Source organism: Paeniglutamicibacter antarcticus, from assembly GCF_039544305.1.
GTDB lineage: Bacteria > Actinomycetota > Actinomycetes > Actinomycetales > Micrococcaceae > Paeniglutamicibacter > Paeniglutamicibacter antarcticus_C.
The window spans coordinates 13,399-30,824 of the sequence record NZ_BAABLK010000020.1; the positions used below are offsets into that span (position 1 = coordinate 13,399).

Annotated in this window: 13 protein-coding genes and 1 pseudogene; 8 read left to right on the top strand and 6 right to left on the bottom strand. The window is 62.3% G+C overall.

From position 1 onward, the window contains the following. Positions 1–30 precede the first annotated feature (30 nt). Positions 31–1,305: an MFS transporter gene (locus ABEA12_RS04715; protein ID WP_210100623.1), complete on the bottom strand. Its 1,275-nt coding sequence runs from the start codon at positions 1,303–1,305 to the stop codon at positions 31–33. A gap of 36 nt (positions 1,306–1,341) precedes the next feature. Between ABEA12_RS04715 and ftsY the strand changes: the two genes are divergently transcribed. The 3 genes and pseudogenes from ftsY (at position 1,342) to ABEA12_RS04730 (ending at position 4,438) form a co-directional block, all read left to right on the top strand. Further along, positions 1,342–2,529: a signal recognition particle-docking protein FtsY gene (gene ftsY / locus ABEA12_RS04720; protein WP_210100624.1), complete on the top strand. Its 1,188-nt coding sequence runs from the start codon at positions 1,342–1,344 to the stop codon at positions 2,527–2,529. Between the two features lie 246 nt (positions 2,530–2,775). Continuing rightward, a pseudogene (locus ABEA12_RS04725) lies at positions 2,776–4,103 on the top strand (ammonium transporter). Continuing rightward, positions 4,100–4,438: a P-II family nitrogen regulator gene (locus ABEA12_RS04730; protein WP_210100625.1), complete on the top strand. Its 339-nt coding sequence runs from the start codon at positions 4,100–4,102 to the stop codon at positions 4,436–4,438. The pseudogene ABEA12_RS04725 and the gene ABEA12_RS04730 overlap by 4 nt, the downstream one beginning before the upstream one ends. A gap of 34 nt (positions 4,439–4,472) precedes the next feature. Here ABEA12_RS04730 and ABEA12_RS04735 read toward each other — a convergent pair whose 3' ends face one another. Beyond that, positions 4,473–5,744, bottom strand: coding sequence for a CDP-glycerol glycerophosphotransferase family protein (locus ABEA12_RS04735; protein WP_210100626.1), 1,272 nt, complete (start codon positions 5,742–5,744; stop codon positions 4,473–4,475). A 91-nt stretch (positions 5,745–5,835) separates the two neighbouring features. Then, positions 5,836–7,680: a glycosyltransferase gene (locus ABEA12_RS04740; protein ID WP_210100627.1), complete on the bottom strand. Its 1,845-nt coding sequence runs from the start codon at positions 7,678–7,680 to the stop codon at positions 5,836–5,838. 586 nt (positions 7,681–8,266) lie between these two features. Here ABEA12_RS04740 and ABEA12_RS04745 point away from each other — a divergent pair. Both ABEA12_RS04745 and ABEA12_RS04750 read left to right on the top strand, forming a co-directional pair. Next, positions 8,267–8,482: a hypothetical protein gene (locus ABEA12_RS04745; protein ID WP_210100628.1), complete on the top strand. Its 216-nt coding sequence runs from the start codon at positions 8,267–8,269 to the stop codon at positions 8,480–8,482. Between the two features lie 277 nt (positions 8,483–8,759). Then, the gene (locus tag ABEA12_RS04750) at positions 8,760–9,374 is read left to right on the top strand and encodes an FAD:protein FMN transferase (protein ID WP_345466697.1); all 615 of its coding nucleotides are present in this window, start codon (positions 8,760–8,762) and stop codon (positions 9,372–9,374) included. A 254-nt stretch (positions 9,375–9,628) separates the two neighbouring features. Here ABEA12_RS04750 and ABEA12_RS04755 read toward each other — a convergent pair whose 3' ends face one another. Next, entirely contained in the window at positions 9,629–10,495 is an 867-nt protein-coding gene (locus ABEA12_RS04755) for an SGNH/GDSL hydrolase family protein (RefSeq protein ID WP_210100630.1), read from the bottom strand. Positions 10,496–10,790: 295 nt separating this feature from the next. On the opposite strand from ABEA12_RS04755, the gene ABEA12_RS04760 reads away from it, so the two are divergent. The 3 genes from ABEA12_RS04760 to ABEA12_RS04770 all read left to right on the top strand — a co-directional run bounded on the left by ABEA12_RS04760 (position 10,791) and on the right by ABEA12_RS04770 (position 14,876). Continuing rightward, entirely contained in the window at positions 10,791–11,969 is a 1,179-nt protein-coding gene (locus ABEA12_RS04760) for an alpha/beta hydrolase (RefSeq protein ID WP_210100631.1), read from the top strand. A 314-nt stretch (positions 11,970–12,283) separates the two neighbouring features. Next, positions 12,284–13,462 (top strand): alpha/beta hydrolase, encoded by a 1,179-nt coding sequence (locus ABEA12_RS04765; RefSeq protein ID WP_210100632.1) that lies wholly within the window; start codon positions 12,284–12,286, stop codon positions 13,460–13,462. Positions 13,463–13,703: 241 nt separating this feature from the next. Beyond that, the gene (locus ABEA12_RS04770; RefSeq protein ID WP_210100633.1) at positions 13,704–14,876 is read left to right on the top strand and encodes an alpha/beta hydrolase; all 1,173 of its coding nucleotides are present in this window, start codon (positions 13,704–13,706) and stop codon (positions 14,874–14,876) included. A gap of 7 nt (positions 14,877–14,883) precedes the next feature. On the opposite strand, the gene ABEA12_RS04775 is transcribed toward ABEA12_RS04770, so the two are convergent. Further along, positions 14,884–15,678, bottom strand: a complete 795-nt coding sequence (locus ABEA12_RS04775) for a hypothetical protein (RefSeq protein ID WP_210100634.1) — start codon at positions 15,676–15,678, stop codon at positions 14,884–14,886. Continuing rightward, a complete protein-coding gene (locus ABEA12_RS04780) occupies positions 15,675–17,363 on the bottom strand; it encodes a bifunctional lysylphosphatidylglycerol flippase/synthetase MprF (protein ID WP_210100635.1) in 1,689 nt (562 codons plus the stop codon). The genes ABEA12_RS04775 and ABEA12_RS04780 overlap by 4 nt, the downstream gene beginning before the upstream one ends. Positions 17,364–17,426 lie beyond the last annotated feature (63 nt).

Genomic DNA, 17,426 nt, shown 5'->3' on the forward strand with positions numbered 1-17,426 from the left:
GAGAATCTTCATGAACCGTGACTGGCCCTGCTATCTGTGCTCCGGCGCATCTATGCTTAGCTCTACCTTCTTTTCTTTGACCAGAAGCCAAGCAACCACTCCTAAGAACCCCAAGGCACCACTGACCGTGAATGCCCATCCAAAGCCGACTTGGTCGGCAACGACCCCTGCGATGATCGGTCCAATAATGGAACCGAAGTCGGTTGCCATCTGGAATGTCGCCAAGACCTTGCCTCCATTTCGTCCTTGACCCACCACATCGGCGATAGCGGCTTGCTGGGCTGGTCCCATCAGGCCGGTACCAATACCGGCGATCACAGACAGAACGATAAACGTGGGGACGTTGTCCACCCAGCCGATGGTTGCTGTGGCCAACGAAGCGATAGACAATCCCACAATGATGGGGAGGCGGCGTCCGAAGGCGTCGGTGAGCCTCCCCGAAACCGTCAAGGCAGCGCCGTTTCCCACGGCAAAGATCGCCAAGGCGAGACCGGACAACAACGTCCCGTTCGATGCGAAAGCGGCCACGGCGAACAGAGGGATCAGGGAAATTCTGACGCCGAAGGCCATCCAGCCATTGGTGAATCCGGAAACCAATGCTGCTTTGAAGGAAGCCGCTCCCCACGCTTCGGCCAGCGGAATGCGTTCAACAACCACCGCCGTCTCTGCCGGTGACTTTTGCGTCACGCGGCGTGAATGCGAAAGAGAGAAATAGACGATGGATGCGGCTATGACCAGGGCGCCGCCATAGATGAAGAAAGGAATACGGAAGCCCATGCCTGCGGCAAAGGAGCCCAGCACCGGGCCTGCGACGTTGCCCAGCAGGAACGAACCAGAATAGAGCCCGGCAATACGGCCCCGGATTTCCCGCGGCGACATCCGGGCAATCAAGGCCATCGCCGAGACCGTGAACATGGTCGAACCAAGACCACCGAGCCCACGGAAAATGAGCAGCTGCACATATGACTGTGCGAAGCCGCACAGGATGGTTGAGGCTGCGACAATCAGGACACCGGTGACGTAAACGGTGGGCTCGCCCAACTTGTCGGTCAGCTTTCCACTCACGGGGGCAAAGATCAGCCGGGCGAAAGCAAAGATGCTTACGATCACGCTGGCTGCGGCAACCCCCACGTTAAAGCTTGTGGCAAATTGGGGAAGGATCGGGGCAATGAGCCCGAATCCAAGCGCGACAACGAAGGCGGCCGCGACAAGGACGCGGATTTCTCGGGGGACCGACGGCAATTTAGGAGAATCCCGGGCAACCGGGTTTTCTGGGTCATTGGAAGTCGAGGCATTCTTAGGCATAAGTAAGACAAGTTTAGACTGTGAGAAGCTTGGACGGTGTCAGAACAATTTAACTTGATCATTGTCCTCGTTGCGGTGGTTGCCGTCATCGGTATTGGTGCTGCCTTCTTCCTTGTACGGGGCCGCAAGGCGCCCAAGGGAACGTACACCGGTCCGCGTGATGCCAACGACCCTTCGCCCACGCTCACTACAGATGCACCCTCCACCGAACCCCCCAAGGTATCGGCACCGACCGACGCCCCGGACATCGATGTCGTCGACGAAACTGCCGGCCAGGTCCTTGTACCTACCGACGTCCCCGATCCCGTCCAGGGAAGACTGGCGCGCCTGCGCTCGCGACTGACCAAATCGAACAATGTCCTGGGCAAGGGCCTGCTGGCGCTGCTGAGCCAGGACAAGATCGATGAAGACGTCTGGGACGAGATCGAAGAGACCCTGCTCCTTGCGGATTTGGGAACGGAGCCGACTCTTGAGCTCGTTGACGCCTTGCGTGAGCGTGTGAAGATTGCTGGCAGCCGCGATCCGCAGCACGTGCATGACATGCTGCGAGAGGAACTCCTCAAACTGGTCGACCCGTCCATGGACCGAAACTTCATCCCGGTCCGCCATGCCGATCGACCCAACGTGATCATGGTCGTTGGCGTCAACGGTGTCGGAAAGACCACCACCATCGGCAAGCTGGCACGCGTGTTCGTGGCCGAGGAGAAGGATGTCATCCTTGGCGCCGCCGACACGTTCCGCGCTGCCGCTGCCGAGCAGCTGGCAACCTGGGGCGACCGGGTTGGCGTCCCCACAGTAAAGTCCGACATTGACGGGGCGGACCCGGCCTCCGTGGCCTTCGAAGCGGTATCGGCAGGCATCGACCAGGAAGTCGACATTGTCATGATCGACACCGCCGGCCGCCTGCAGAACAAGGTCGGGTTGATGGATGAGCTGGGCAAGATCAAACGTGTCATTGAAAAGAAGGCAACGGTCGATGAGGTCCTCTTGGTGCTCGACGCGACCACCGGCCAGAACGGCCTGAACCAAGCCAAGGTCTTCTCCGAGGTGGTCAACGTCACCGGCATCGTCCTGACCAAGCTCGACGGAACCGCCAAGGGCGGCATCGTCGTGGCCATCCAGCGCCAGCTGGGTGTTCCGGTCAAGCTCATCGGATTGGGCGAAGGTCCCGACGACCTGGCCCCGTTCGACGCGGCTGCGTTCGTCGACGCCTTGCTTGACTAGGACGCTGTATCGGGCTTAGAGCCCACATCATGAAGCGGAAGGCGGCCACGTACGAAACGTGGCCGCCTTCCGCTTTGCCCCGGAATTTTCGGAAATGACGTCGAAACCTGCTGGCCACCCCGCGTCTACCTGATCACCGTTTTGGTTAAGCGGATGAAGCGGAGGGCCAAGGGAAACGAAACATTCACGGCCCACCATTGAATCAAGCGGGACGTACCCGCGATCGATTCAACGGAGGCGTTCGAAATGGAGCTAACAACGATCCCGGTGTGGAGGCTGGTAAGTGCCGCACTCGTGATGTTGATGACCCTTGCCTTGGCCTTCTTCTACGGAGGCATGACCGAGCCAAAAGTGTGCTGTACATGATGATGAGTTTCTCCGCCCTGGCGCTAGTTGCCGTGGTGTGGGTGCTCTGGGGCAATGCACTGGCCGGCGGGGATTAAAGCCTTGGAGGCCTTCGCGGGAACCCCGCCGGTGGCTTCGATTTGCGGCATCTGATCGGATCCGACGGCCTTCAAGCCGCGGGCTACGTTCGCGATCAACACCGTGGCTATGATTTCCGGTACCGTGGCGGACCGTGCCAAATTCAGCGCGTGGCTGGTCTTCGTTCCCGTCTGGGTAAGCGTGGTCTACGCGCCGATCGCCTTCTGGGTGTGGGGCGGCGGCATCCTGGGGGGCCGAGGGCGCCATGGAAAAGGCCGCGGGGGAGGCCGTCGACTTCGCTGGCAGTACCGTGGTGCACATCAATGCAGGCGTTGCCGTGCACGTCCTTACCCAGATTCTTGGAAAGCGTCGTGGGCACGGTAAGTACCCCAGCCAACGCCCGCACAAAATCCCCTTCGTCATGCTGGGGACAGCCTGGTGTGGTACGGATGGTTCGGCTTCAACAGGCGAGGCGCCCGCACAGCTCAGGAAGCCGGGCTGATTTGGGTCAACACCCTCGTTGACCCGGCTGTCGCGCTGCTGGGCTGCTGTGCTGGACCCTGGTCGAGCGAATTCGTGATGGCCACGGCACGTCCCTGAGTTCAGCTTCCGGAACCGTCGCCGGATTGGTGGCCATCACATCTGCCTGCGCCAACATCACTCCTTCGGCCGCCATTGGGCTGGGAATGATCGCCGGTATCGTCTCGGCATGGGCCGTTGGGCTGAAATACCGCTGGGGTTGCGGTGAATCCCTGGATGTGCTCGGCGTGCACCTGGTCTCGGGCCTGATCGGAACGATTGCCCTGGGCCTCATCGCGCTTCCCGTGGACCGGTGTGGTGCTGGGCTCTTCTACGGTGGTGGATTCACCCAGCTCTGGGCACAGCTGGTCGCGTGCGTCATGGTCATGGGATTCACCGCGGTGATGACGACCATCATTGGTGTGGCGATCCACAAGACCATCGGGTTCCGGGTGACCACGGAACACGAGATCGCGGGCATCGACTTGATGCAGCACGCGGAAACCGGCTACGAGTTCGGCGGATTGGGCACCGGAGGCCCGTTCGTGCCACACCCGGCTACCTCGGGGCACCTGAAGGGTGCCCGTACCGGTGCTGAAGCACTACCCGCCAAGAAAGGCGCCAACGCATGAAGCTCGTGACAGCCATTATCCAACCAGAGAAGACAGATCAGATCACCCAAGCCCTGGGATCCTTTGGAGTGCAGGGGATGACCATCAGTCAGGCCAGCGGATACGGTCGCCAGCGCGGACGTACCCAGGTCTACCGTGGCGCGGAATATACCGTTGACGCGCTGCCTAAGGTCCGGGTGGAAGTCCTGGTTCCCGAGGAGGACTGCGACGAGATCCTGGGAGTGTTGATTTTAAGCGCAAACACCGGCACCGCGGGGGACGGCAAGATATGGGTCACCAATGTTGAGGAAGTAATCAGGATCCGCACCGGGGAACGTGGCAAGCTCGCGGTGTAAGGCGGGAAGAAACCGTGAGGCGCCGAATCTCGGATTATTCGTCCTCGGTAGACTCCGCGGCATTGGAATGGAACTCGTAAGCACGCAACTGGTCTTCCCGGTTGCGGATCAAGGAATCGATGGACTCGAGGAACGAAATGGTGGAGGCGCCCTTGGGGCGATCGCCAAAGTAGAAGGCGCGCATCTCAATTCGCTCCTCGGCGGACGTCGTGTCCAAAAGTGTCGAGAACCCGGCGAGGATCGACTCCTGTGAGGATTCGTTGATCACCGGGCACGCCGTGCTGATCGGTGCCTCCCGGCTCAGAGCCTTCAGGTCGTTGCGGCGGTCGGTGAGAACCAAGGGACGGTCGGGATGCAGGTAGAGGTAGTCCAGGCCAACGCTGGAAATATCTGTCACCAGCGCATCGACACCCTCGAAAAGGGCCAGGATGTTCTCCTCCTCCGCCAGCACATGCTGGGCTCCGGTCGTGTTCCGCTCGTCGATCAGCTCTCGGATCCGCAGGTGCGCCGCGGAAATGGCAGGGTTCATCGAGGTCACGATGCGAGGATGCGGTTTGTAGATTACCCGGGTCTCGGGAAGGTCCAACAGGGCCTGGACGATGTTCTCACCAAAAAGATCCATGGAGGTGTAGTTGTTGGCCTCATTCTCCCCTTCCCACGTCGGGGCATACATGATGGTTTGCCCCGGGTAGGGGGCGAGCGGGGTTTCGAACTCTTGATCCAGCTGGGGCCGCCCAACGCTGAGCAGGTGGCCCAGGTCGAAGTCCACCAGCACCGATTTATGGCGTTCGACGGCCGCCGGTCCGGCGACAAAAATCTTGTCATAGGCCTTTGCCTGGTTTGAGACCATGGAGAGCTTATCGCTCTCCCCGTGGTTGATGTGGACATGGACCAGCCGTGCGGCACTGAGGGACTGGAAGTTTGCCATACCGTTGTTGACGTAGAGGCAAATCCTGAAGTCGTTGAAATCGTAAAGGCTCACGAGATCATCAAGCCTGCGCACAAAAATCTTCGGCAGTGCCGTCAACTTGCGAAAATGCCGAAGGGTCGGGACCTTGCGGAACACCAGGACCACTCCGTGGCGTTCATGGAGCTGTTCCAGCGTCGGGAGCCATTGCTGAAGTTGGTAGGCCTTGGAGACGACGTCACTGAAATAGATGACGACTTCGCCGGGAACCGGGATGTGGTCGATTTCCTGGTTGGCCACTGTTGCCGGTCCGATTCCCAGCCACCTTCGGGTGCGCACACCCTGCTTGGAACGGATGGCGGACTTGAGCTGTCTGCCCAGCCATTGCTTCATGCTCATCAACTACTTCCTTGGTGTTGTCCCAGGGCAACGCCTGGGCGGGCCGTCGGGGATCCATCGGTGGGTCCTGTGAAAACCGTTGCGACGGCATTCACTTGAAACTCAGGTTTCCATGGACCGTGAAATACGGAGTTGAGCGAAGGCGGTCCTTGGTGCCAAGGCGGATGGATCGGCTCAAGCCGCCAACATCCATGACCACGCTGATGTCCACCGCGTCCGATCCGGAAAGATCGGCGCGCAGCGATCCAGGGACTCTGAAGCTATAAACACCCTCCGTGGCTGAATACGGTTCATAGTGCTTGCCCTTGTTGGCATCGGTGCCCCGCTCACAGGCGATTAGCAGCAGCCCGGTCAGCTCTGCGGAGCCGGTGTCAACGGCCACCTCGAGGTCGACATCGCCATCGGGGTGAAGCTTCATGCCGCTCAGATAGGCCTTGCTGGAAGCCAACGCCTCTCGCGTTTTCTTGTTCGCCCGGGCACGGCTCAGCGATTCCTGCCATTGGTCGAATATCTGATCACTGCCAAAGTGTTTCGCCGTTTCATGGCCTTGCACCGACATTGCGGAGCAAAGCGTGTCATCGCCTAGCAACCTGGCCACCGCCGCGGCTGCGGAGGTTACGTCCCCGTAGGGGATGAGGAACCCGTTGCGTTCGTTTTCGATGACGTCCCGGGGGCCGAAATCAACGTCGTAGGCGACCGGCGCACAGCCGTGGGCTTGGGCTTCGAGGACGGCCAGGGACTGCCCCTCGAATTTGCTGCACAACAACAAGACACGTGCGGATTCCAGTTGGTGCGGTACATCATTGACGTGACCGTGGAAGCTCACGAGGTCCTGGATCCCGAGTTCGACGATGTGGTTCTCCAACGCCTCGCGCTGCTCCCCGTCACCGACCAGATCCAGATGGACCGGTATACCAGCCCGGGCAACCGCGTCGACGATGTCAATCACGGCGGAGATATTCTTGCCCTTGGTGAACCGCCCCACATGGAGCACCTTGCCGGGTTTGCGGGTCTCGAAGGCAGGCAAGGAGCGCGGCCGATCCACGGGGTTGCTGATGACCAAGGTGTTGGATCCGTTGCCGAATCGTTTAATGAAAGCGCTGCGCTGGGATTCGGTCAGGAAGGTGATGCCATCCCAGAGATCCCTGTTCTCGATGATCTTCGAATGGGCCGAGGACAGCATGCCGGTCAGTGGGTCTTGGCCGGCGGCAACATGCGTACTGTGGAAATTGACGAATTTCAGGGCATGTGGATGCTCCCAGGCATACAGGAACCCGGCGGCGAACTTGCTGTCAATGATCACATCCGCGTTCGTCCGCTCGACCAGTTCGCTGAGCCAATGGCGGTACAGCCGGGCCGCACTGGTGAATTCGTATTCCAACGTGCCGTCGGAAGCCAGAAGGTGGATCAACCTGAAGACCTTCGTGGGATCATGCGGAGCGGGCAACGTGCTGTCAACCAGATAGGTGGTGCCGTCGCTCCGCAGGTATTCACGTCGGAGCAGCTTGTCGTTCCCCTGAGCGGTGTAGCTGATTTGGAGGACCGTGCCGTCGAGAGACCGGTGGAGACGTGTTGATTCCGTCCACGGGATCGATGAGTCGTTCCCGATGGGCGTGGAATCGGGATTTTTGTTTTCCGGGCGTTCGGCATAGTACTCGTGCAGGTTCAGCAACGGAACCTCGCTGTGTAGCCTTTGGCTTGCTCTCAAAGCCGCCCGGGTTGAATCCAGCTGGGGATTGGCGTCGAAGGTGACGATGGCGCTTGGAACGCCGCGATCGTGGAAAAGTCCGGCTCGTTTGAGGCACATGGCGGTCATGCCTCCGAACTCTTGTTCAACGGCCCACGTCACCATCAGTGCGGGTTTTGTATCCGGACGCGGCCGGGCTGGCTTGCTGAGCAACTGAGCCGCGTGGCCTTGTTCTTGGTTGGTTGGCATCGAAAGATTCTCCTTTGAGTGACGGAGCGCCTTTGGAGGCATGTCATGTTGGTGGTCGGGGTCTGGCCGTGGCTATTACCGTAGCGCGGGATCTTAGGTATTGCCCATGTAGAGACTCAGCGGATGCCGGTCGGGACTACGGGACTCTCCGGTACGGGCCAGGATCCGGGTATCGGTAGCCCCGACTGTCGCAGGGTTTAGGCAACCGACGGATATTTTCACCTCCCGCGGCGCAGGGGGCAGCTTCCGCTGCCGCTGTTTAAAGGACACCTGAGAGTTCTCCGACTAGGTCGTGGAAGACGTCAACGAAGCCTGGAGGAGTGCCCGCAATGAAACCAACGTCTGCTTCGTGGATTCTGGGGCAGCCGTCCGACTCGGAGTCACAGATCGGCATGCCAACACCGCACTGCCGGGGTGTGCTCCTATACCCGGCATGACTGGATGCATTGTTGCGTGGTGGCGGCGCGGTTCAGCCGGCCACAAGACAGGGGCTGCTGGAGGGGAAGCCGCCGGCTAAGTAACCACACAGAAAACGTGGGGATCATTGGATCTAGAGCAAGGCACATTCATCGAAACGGAGTATTCCATGAGCACCCATAACAGCGGCAAGCGCGTCGCAGCCGGAATCACCACCGTTGCGGCGATCGGCAGCCTGGCCGTGGCAGGATTCGGTGCGGTCAGCCTGGATGCGGCGACGGCCAGCACACAGGCAGCCACCACCCCGGCACCACACCAGGGCATCGGGACCAACCCGGGAACTATATCCCCGAAACTGGTGCTGCCAAATAGGCGCCGAAGCTGAAGAAGCCGGTTCCCACCAGCACAAGTTCCCGCAGTGCCAGCCTGGTGAAGCCGGGCAACGGCGCCGCCGCGCATGCCAAATCTTCGGGGTCCTAAAGTGACCGGCTCCATTTCGTGGACCGTGTGGGGACTCGAAGCCTCCCTCACGCTCACCAACCCCGCCTGCCTGGAAGTCGCCGAGTCGATCGTGCTCTAGGTCATCGCCAAGGTGGAGCGCGCCTGCAGTCGTTTCGATCCGGAGTCGGAACTGTTGCGCGTTCAACCCTCCTTGGCCGCAGGTGCAGCGATCAGCCCCATCCTTGCCCGCTTGGTGCGCCGCAAGCTGCTGGACCGGGGGAGCCGTGGATCCCGCCCTCGGCAGGGACCTGGAAAACCTCGGATACGACCGTGACCTCACATCCGTCCAACTCCATCCCCGGGGCATCCAAAACCTCTACGAGCCGATGGTTCGCCGAACTCCCGGGTGGAAGCGCGTGCGCCTTCAGGGGAATATGCTCATGGTCCCCGCGGACCTGCGGCTTGACCTGGGGGCGACAGCCAAGGCGGATGCCGCGGATCTGGCCGTTGCGGCGGTGGCCGAACAAACGGGTAGTGGCGTGCTGGTGTGCTTGGGCGGGGATCTGGCATTGGCCGGTCACGCACCGGCAGGAGGTTGGCAGGTCTTGGTCCAGGACCTGGAAACGGATCCGGCCCAGAAGGTCGCCCTCGAGCACGCAAAAGCGGCGCTGGCAGCACCGGTGCCGCGAGGTCCACCACATCCTGGATCCGCGGTTTGGGCTGCCGGCGCCGGAAATCTGCCTGCTGGCAAACGCGTACAGCACCGCGGGAATCGTGAAAGGGCTTGCCGCTCCGGGCCGCTTCACCGCCAACAGCATCGCCGCACGTCTCATTGATGCCAACGGTGACATGTTGACCACCGGCAGCTGGACAAGGGAGCAAACAGTACTAGAGGGAGCTCCAAGCCATGGATAACGCACTGTTGGCTCTGGTCCGAATCAGGGGCATGATTGCCTTGGCCTGGCCTTGGTTGCCGAAATCGCGGTGCTGCACCGTGGCGAGGTAGTGATCGAATCCGGGCCGGCCGGCGGCGCCGTGGTCAAGATGATCCTGCCCATGGTGACAATATGAGTCCGGACTCCGAAGCCGCTCAGCGGATTGTTCCGACCTCGTTGGTTCGTGGCTTGGCGCCTTGCCAAGAAATGGCTGGCTCAGTGCCATCACCAGGGGCCAAGCCAAGTTCCCTGAGGCGCGAAGCCAAGACCGTCGCCAGGGCATCGTGGCCGGCCTGGTTCAGGTGCACCCTATCTGCCAGCTGCCCTTCAAGGCCGTACCGTGCCAACCAGTCCCCAGCACCCACAAAGGCGATGCCCCTCTCACGGGCATAGGAACCCAGCAGCGAGTCCACCGACGCCCGCCTGCTCCCATTCACCGTGGGGAGCCCTGCCAGCGTGCCGATCATGAGCAGATGCGAGCCCGGGTACTGCTGCGTGAGGGCGTTGATGGTTTCATCAACGCCCTGCAGGATTCTTTGCCTGGAGGCCCCGATTCTTGCGTCGTTCCCGCCTCCTTCGACAACGATCAGCGCAGGTTGCTCGGCGGGCATGGGCCACAGGTGCTGTTTCAAGGCCGTTGGGTAGTTTGGTGATCCGCCGCGTTTGGAGGCCACGAAGCCAAGGCCCCCACCGCCGACAAAGTGAACGTCGTACCCCACCGAGCGCAGGGCTTCCTGGGGCCAGGTGCGGTTTCCCGGAACGTTCGCGGCGCCAGCGGACTGGGAGTCTCCGATGAGCAGCGCGCTTCGGCGGCCATCGGCGATTCTTTGCACCGTCGCGGAAGCACCCCGTGGTGAACCGACGCGGAGACCGGCGGCTGCTTGCGCCGAAGCTGTTGGGCCTTGTGCCTGCATGGACCATTTGTGGCTTTGGGCGCCGGGAACCAGCAACATCACCGCCAGCAGCAGGCCAACTCCGAGTGCCGTGGTTCGGGTGCGGATTTTCTGTCCGGTGTGGCTCAACGGGTGCCTCCGCGTTATTCGTGGTGCCAAGGAGCTGCTGGCAGGACGGGATCCAGTGGACGGCGTACGGCCTTGATGCAATAATGTGCCCTTCGCTCCCCGATACCACCGCGGATCACCGTACCGTGGCCGATTCGTGATGAATCATCCGGTTGCCTTCCCTGCACGTGTGGACCGCACTGAGGCGAAGTGGGCGGGACTTCGGTCTCTTGTGGGAGCGGGGCTTTGCGTGTGAAGCTGGCAGTCCCGGAGCCTTTGGCAACGTACCGCTTGTATTCCGGGTTCAGGAGCCACAATGAACGAGTCGTCCGCAGCACATCAAGCGTCGCCAGAGCTCATCCCTGACTCGGTGCTTCGCGCCCTGAGGGGTTCGGCGTGGATGGCTTCTTGGTGGCTTGCCGTGCCCGAAAGCATGGCCTGCCTGTTGCTGGCGGTGCGTCTGGCGGTGGGCAAACGTCGCACCGGCGGGAAAATGTTCGACCTCCCAGGGGCGCGCACTCAAGGTCCCCGCATTCGGGTCCATGCCGCGTTACGGATTTTCGGGTGCTTCTTGTCCGTACTGGGTGCCGGATCCGTGCTGGCCAACGCGTACACCAGCTACATCCCCAACCTGCGCTCGGTAGGCCGCGTTTGGGCTGCCGCGACACGCATGGGCAACAGCTACCGTGAACCCGGCCAAGTCGATGGGTCCATCCACGGTAAGGTGTCGATCGTTCGCCTCGAGGCCGATCCGTCCTTGCGTGTGCCGGCGTCCAACGCCTGGATCTACACACCACCGGGGTATGAGGACTCGGGGAAGACCCGCTACCCGATCCTCTATCTCATCCACGGATACCCCGGCATGGCCGCGGACTGGTTTGTCGCCGGGGAAACCGACCGGATCATGGATGTCCTGGTGGCCCAGCACCTGGTCGAAGCGATGATCGTGGTTTCGCTGGATGTCAACGGGGGATTCCAACGCGACTCCGGCTGCCTTGATGCCATGAACGGACCACAGATGGAATCGTGGCTCTATGACCGGGTGCTGCCCTATATCGATCGGGCCTACCCCACTGATCCAACACGCACCCAGCGGATCCTGGGCGGGGTCTCGGCTGGCGGCTACTGCGCCCTGGACCAAGGCCTGCGCCACCAGGGCACATGGGGCACCATCCTTTCCTTCGAGGGCTATGGGGACCCCGGCCGCGGTGGACGCCTCGCATTCAAGGGAGACCGCGCGGCTATCAGGGCGCATACGCCAAGTTCCTACGTGCCCACGATGGTGTTCACGCATCTTCAGGCGTTCTACCTGGACAGTGGGGACCGGCTCGGACGCGCGCGCGTGGCAAAGCTGGCCAGGTTGCTCGATGATCGCGGCCAATTCCTCCACCACCGCATCAACCCGGGCGTGGGGCACAGCTGGTCCGAGGTCCGCGCCGGTCTGCCCCATGCGCTGGTCTTTGCCTCCCGGCAGCTAGACGGCCAAAGCCGCTGACCCACGGTCACGCTGGCCGCGACCGCTTAAGGGACAAACGATCCACGCTTCAGTGGCCAGCTGCAGCGACTGTGCGGATTGTTGCCTGCCATTTCCGGGACATTGAGTGCCACTTTCCCGTGCGCGTGCGCCAGGGGAAAGTGGCATCACAGCACAGAAGGCTTCAGCGGAAATTTGCTGTGGATATGAGCGGGGTTTGCTTGGTGTTCGCACCGAATGAAGACAAAACGTTGTATGTGTATGCACTTTCTGTTTGGCTTGGCGCATAGGAGCTTCTGGCAACGTACCAGTGATTTTCCTGTTCAGGAGACACGGTGTTTGAAGCATTTTCGTCCGATGAGGTTCAGCGCATCACTATTCCTGATCCGGTCTTGTCCAGCGTCCACGGATCGATGTGGTTATCGTCCTGGTGGCTGGCCACCGCGGTGACGATTTTATGTGTGCTGTTGGCCGGGTTCCTGCTGTCCTTCCGCTGCCCGCTCGCGCGGGATCGATCAACGCATGGGAGGCGAAACGGTTCCAAAGCCTGTTTTCGCTCCGGTACCACCTCCCGGATTGCCGGGGTCATGGTTCTGGCGTTGATCGCCGGGGCGTTCATCGTCAATTCCGCCGGCGATTTCGTCCCCGACCTCACCACAGCCAGACGCATCATGTCGGCGGCGGCGGGCCAAGGCAGCCAGCCGGGCCCACCGGCCGACACGGCACCTTCGGGGCAGGGCACGGTGTCGGTGGTGTCGATGCCTGCGGATGAGAACCTGCAGATACCGGCCGCTGACGCGTGGGTTTACACGCCCCCGGGATACGACGCCACGGGGAAAACCCGTTACCCCGTCGTGTACCTCATCCACGGTTACCCGGGCACGGCATCGGACTGGTTCACCTACGGCAAAACGGGTGACACCATGGACAATCTGGTGCACAAGCGCCTCGTCGTGCCCATGATCGTTGTGTCGCTGGATATCAGCCGCGCGGCCAAGTACGACACCGAGTGCTTGGATTCCAGTGACGGGCCCAAGGTCGAATCCTGGCTCTATTCCCGCGCCGTACCGCACATTGACAAGCTCTTTTTGACGCAGGCCAACCGTGAGGGCCGAATACTGGCAGGATTCTCGGCCGGCGGCTTCTGCGCCTTGGACCAAGGACTTCGCCACCAGGAAACCTGGGGCACCATCATTGCCTTCGAGGGTTTCGGTGAGCCAGGCAGCGGAGGTGAAGATGCCTTCGGGGACAACGAGGCCGAAATCAAGGCCCATTCCCCCGAAGAGTACATACCGACGATGAAGTTCGTGCACCACCAGGCCTTCTACCTGGACAGCGGTGAGGGGGACGGGCTGGAACGGGTGAAGGGCTTGGCAGAGCAATTGAAACAACGTCAACAGAAGGTGTATTACCGGGTCAACGCGGGGGAAGGGCATTCGTGGTCCGAAGTGCGGGCGGGTCTGCCCTATGCACTCCTTTTTGCCTCCGAGGAACTCCGCGGGCAGCAGCATTGAGGAGGGGCCGCATCCACGCAGAAACCCAGGTCCGGCGTGAAGCAAGGCCGCGGGATCACCATCATCGCCCTGATTTGCGAACCCTCAGTGTGGGCTCCGAGTGTCCGCGACGGACTGGCGCTAGGTCGGGCGCACTGCTTCGAGACCACCCCGCGATCTTGTGCTCATCAAAGTTTTCTGTGACGCTGGCGTTCAGGAACCAAGGGTGTGCAGCCAACTAACCACGAACGCAGGAACCACCGTGCTCCAACGATCTGCCTCACCCGATGTTCCACCCATCAACATCCCCGATTCCGTGCTTTCCAACATGGGCGATTCGACATGGTTGTCATCTTGGTGGTTCGCCTCCTTGGTGACGCTCGCGTGCCTGTTGCTGGTAGTTTTCCTGTTGGTTTTTCATTACCCCTTGAAGTGCCAACGTCCGACGCGGAGGGGACAGCGCAGATCGCATGCCCGATTCTGGTCCGGCGCCGCGGCACGCATCGCTGGATCCCTGGTCTTGCTGCTGGTTGCCACCGCCTTCCTTTCCAACGCCTACGCCGGCTACGTACCCAATCTGACCGCGGCCAACCGCGTCATCACCGCAGCGACTGGCCAGGACACCGGCTCGGCTCCGTCAGGATCTTTTCTCCGGCTGGAACAAAGTGCGGTCTTCACCGTGAGGATGCCCGGGGACGCGTCAATTCGCGTGCCAGCAAGCAACGCCTGGGTATACACCCCTGCGGGCTACGACCCCTCCGGAAGGACCCGATACCCTGTCCTTTACCTCATACACGGCCATCCGGGAACGGCTGCCGACTGGTTTGCCGCCGCGCAGACCGACACTGTGATGGACACGCTGGTGGACCAGAAACTGGTGAAGCCGATGATCGTGGTGTCCTTCGATGTCAACGGAGGCCCACAGCGCGACACCGAATGCCTGGACGCCATCGACGGACCGAAGATCGAGTCGTGGATCTACGCCCGGGCGGTGCCCTTCATCGACAAGTCGTTTCCGACACAAGCGGACCGGACGGGCAGGGTCATCGGGGGGATGTCCTCGGGCGGCTTTTGTGCGTTGGACCAGGGGCTGCGCCATCAGGACATCTGGGGGATCATCATTGCGTTCGAGGGCTACGGCAATCCCGGCCAAGGCGGGCGGGTTGCCTTCAACGGCAATGAAGCCGCCTTCCGTGCGCACTCACCCAGCGACTACCTGCCCACACTGAAGTTCACGCACCCCCAGGCCTTCTACCTTGACAACGGTGATCGAAGCGGGATTCCACGTGTCCAGAAGCTGGCCACGCAACTCAAGGACCGTGGCCAAACGGTCTATTTCCGGATTAACAAGGGCCAGGGCCACACATGGTCCGAGGTGCGGGCGGGCCTGCCCTACGCACTGGTTTTTGCCTCACGCGAACTTTCCCGGCAGTGAGACACGCTCAAGCCTCCGGCTGCGCGGGCGACATCGCCAGCACGACGCAGGCAGCCAGCCCGACCACCAGCCCCAGGAAGGCGGGGATCGCCCAACCGGGGCGCACACCGTCACCAAGGACGGCGACCCCCACTGCCCCCGGGAGAATCACTTCGATCACCCAGAGCACCGAGGTCACCGGTCCCACCGCGCCACGTTCGAGCGAGCGCGCATAGGCCATGACGCCGATGATCCCGAACCCGGCAATGGACCAGGCGGCGGGCTGGCCCAGGACCTGGACCGGGGAATCGATTCCCACCAGGGACCTCGCGCCCAGCGCGGCCCCGGAGAAGGCCAGACCGGCAACCACCGCCAACAGCATCTGCCGGCCAACCTTGTAAAAGGCCAGCAAGGCAACACCGGTGCTGGCCAAGGAGATCAGGAGCACCGGCGTTAACCAGGCAGGGGGGATGCTCGCCGATTCGGGACCGGCGGCCGCGGCGATGACCACCAGCGATAGGCCGACGGCGCCGATGGCGATCGCGTCGCGCCGGCCCAGGCGGGCGGCCAAAAAGATCCGCGCCAGCACCACGGTGACCGCCAGCGAACCGGCCAGCAGCGCCTGGACGGCAAAGAGGGGAAGGCCCTGCAGTGCCACCAGGGAAGCGAGCCAGGCGATTGAATCGCAACACAGGCCCACGACGTACAGCGGCTGGAACACCACGGAGGGCCCCGTGGCCTTCGCCGCACCGGCGGCCTGAAGCACCGAACCGGCTCCGTAGCCCAGGGTTCCCACCAATGCGGCAAGCAGTGCGAGCGTCATTGGCCTGCGCGTCCCATGAATCGGCCGATCACCGGGATCTCGGTGATGCCCTCGGCGGTGGCGATCACGAACCCCTGGGTGGCCAGTTCCTCCAGTGCGCCCAGAACGACGTAGCGCGGGACCCACTCCGGGCGGTATTTGGCATTGAACTTGTACAGCGACTCCATTTGCGTGCGTTGGGAGGCGCGCTGCAGGACCGACTGGGAGGCCTTGGCCAGGCGGCCCTCGGGCTCACTGGCCACCAGCCGGCGCAACATCGCGAAGTTCAGGCCCAGGCCGCGGCCGCCGGTCGCCGCGACGTGGTGGATGGTTTCGGTGATCAGGAAGTCCATGATGCCGTTGGGCAAATCCGGGGCGGTCGATCGACGCATCACATCCAGCGACCAGCCCTCGATGCCACTGGCCGGAACCCACTGGATGAAGGCCTGGATGGCTCCGGCGCCGTCGCGGGCGATCATGAGCAGCAGTCCGCTGTCCTCCGGATCGAACAGCCTGGACAGGGTCATGGAAAAACCCCGTTCGGCGTCCCCGCGCCGGCTTTGGGTGGACAGGGCCACCAGTTCCTCGCGCACGGAGGGATCCAACGTCGCCGGGTCCAGGAAATCGGTGGTGTAGCCGCTGCGCCCCACCCGTCGATGGGCCTGGCGCAGGGATTTCATCGCGGGGATCTCGAGGGTGAATGAGGGACAATCCACCACGGCCTCGTCACCGATGTACACGCTGCGCAGCCCCGAGGACTCGTAAACGGGCAGCCAACCGGCCGCTGCGCCGAGCACCGAGACCGACCAGCCCGAACGCTCGGCAAACATCATGAACTCCGCCCACGTGGGCTGACGCTCCCCAAGCGGCCCGATGGGATCGGGGGAGACCAGGCAGACACCGTTTTTCACGGTGTAGGCCACCATCGAGTGTCCGGTGAAAAACCACTGCTTGTCATCGCGCAAGGCGAAGTAGTCCAGTGTTCCGCCTCCGTGGGCGGTGAACAAGACCCTGGCGCGTTCGCGTTCGGCGTGGTGGGCCGAACCGGTCAGCGGGGTGGGGGCACGGGGGGAGATCAGCAGCCACAGGACGGTTCCCAGGACGCACAACCCGATGGCGATGAGCACCGGGACCGCGAAGTGGCCACCGAAGTCGATGGGCAGGTGGTTTTTTCCGCCGAGCCCATGCACCAGCGCATCCACCGTGTCATCGAAGTCGCGGCGGTGCCGCCGATCCGCCCTCATGGCCAGGCCCGTGGCGATGGCCAGCACCGTCGCCGAGCCCACGACCCCGATGACAGCCGCCCGTATGGCCACGGCGCGGCTGGGGAGCACGGGGAAGGCCTTGTACTTGGTGGCCAGCCAGATGACGGCGACCAGCGACAGCGTGGCTTCCTCGAAATCGATGCCCTTCACCATGTGCAGGATGCTTGAGACCAGCAGCAGCACCATGGCGATGGCCCACGCCAGACGCTGTCCCCGGCGCAATCCGCGGGCGGTGAACAGCAGGCTGAAGGAAACGAAGACCAGCGTGATGGCGGCCGATTGCGGCACCACGAAGGGGACGACCTGCAGCAGGTCAGCCAGCATGCCGCGCAAGGGACGCGAAGCGGCGGAGAGCAATCCCACGACGCCCAGGATGGCCACGGCATAGGAGGCCACACGCCGGGAGGTGTCGCGCTTAGAGGTCTGCCGCATTTTGTCCATGGGCAGAATTATCGCAGGAAAACCGGCGTTTGCCGGTGTGCACCGGATCGGGCGGATGCCGCG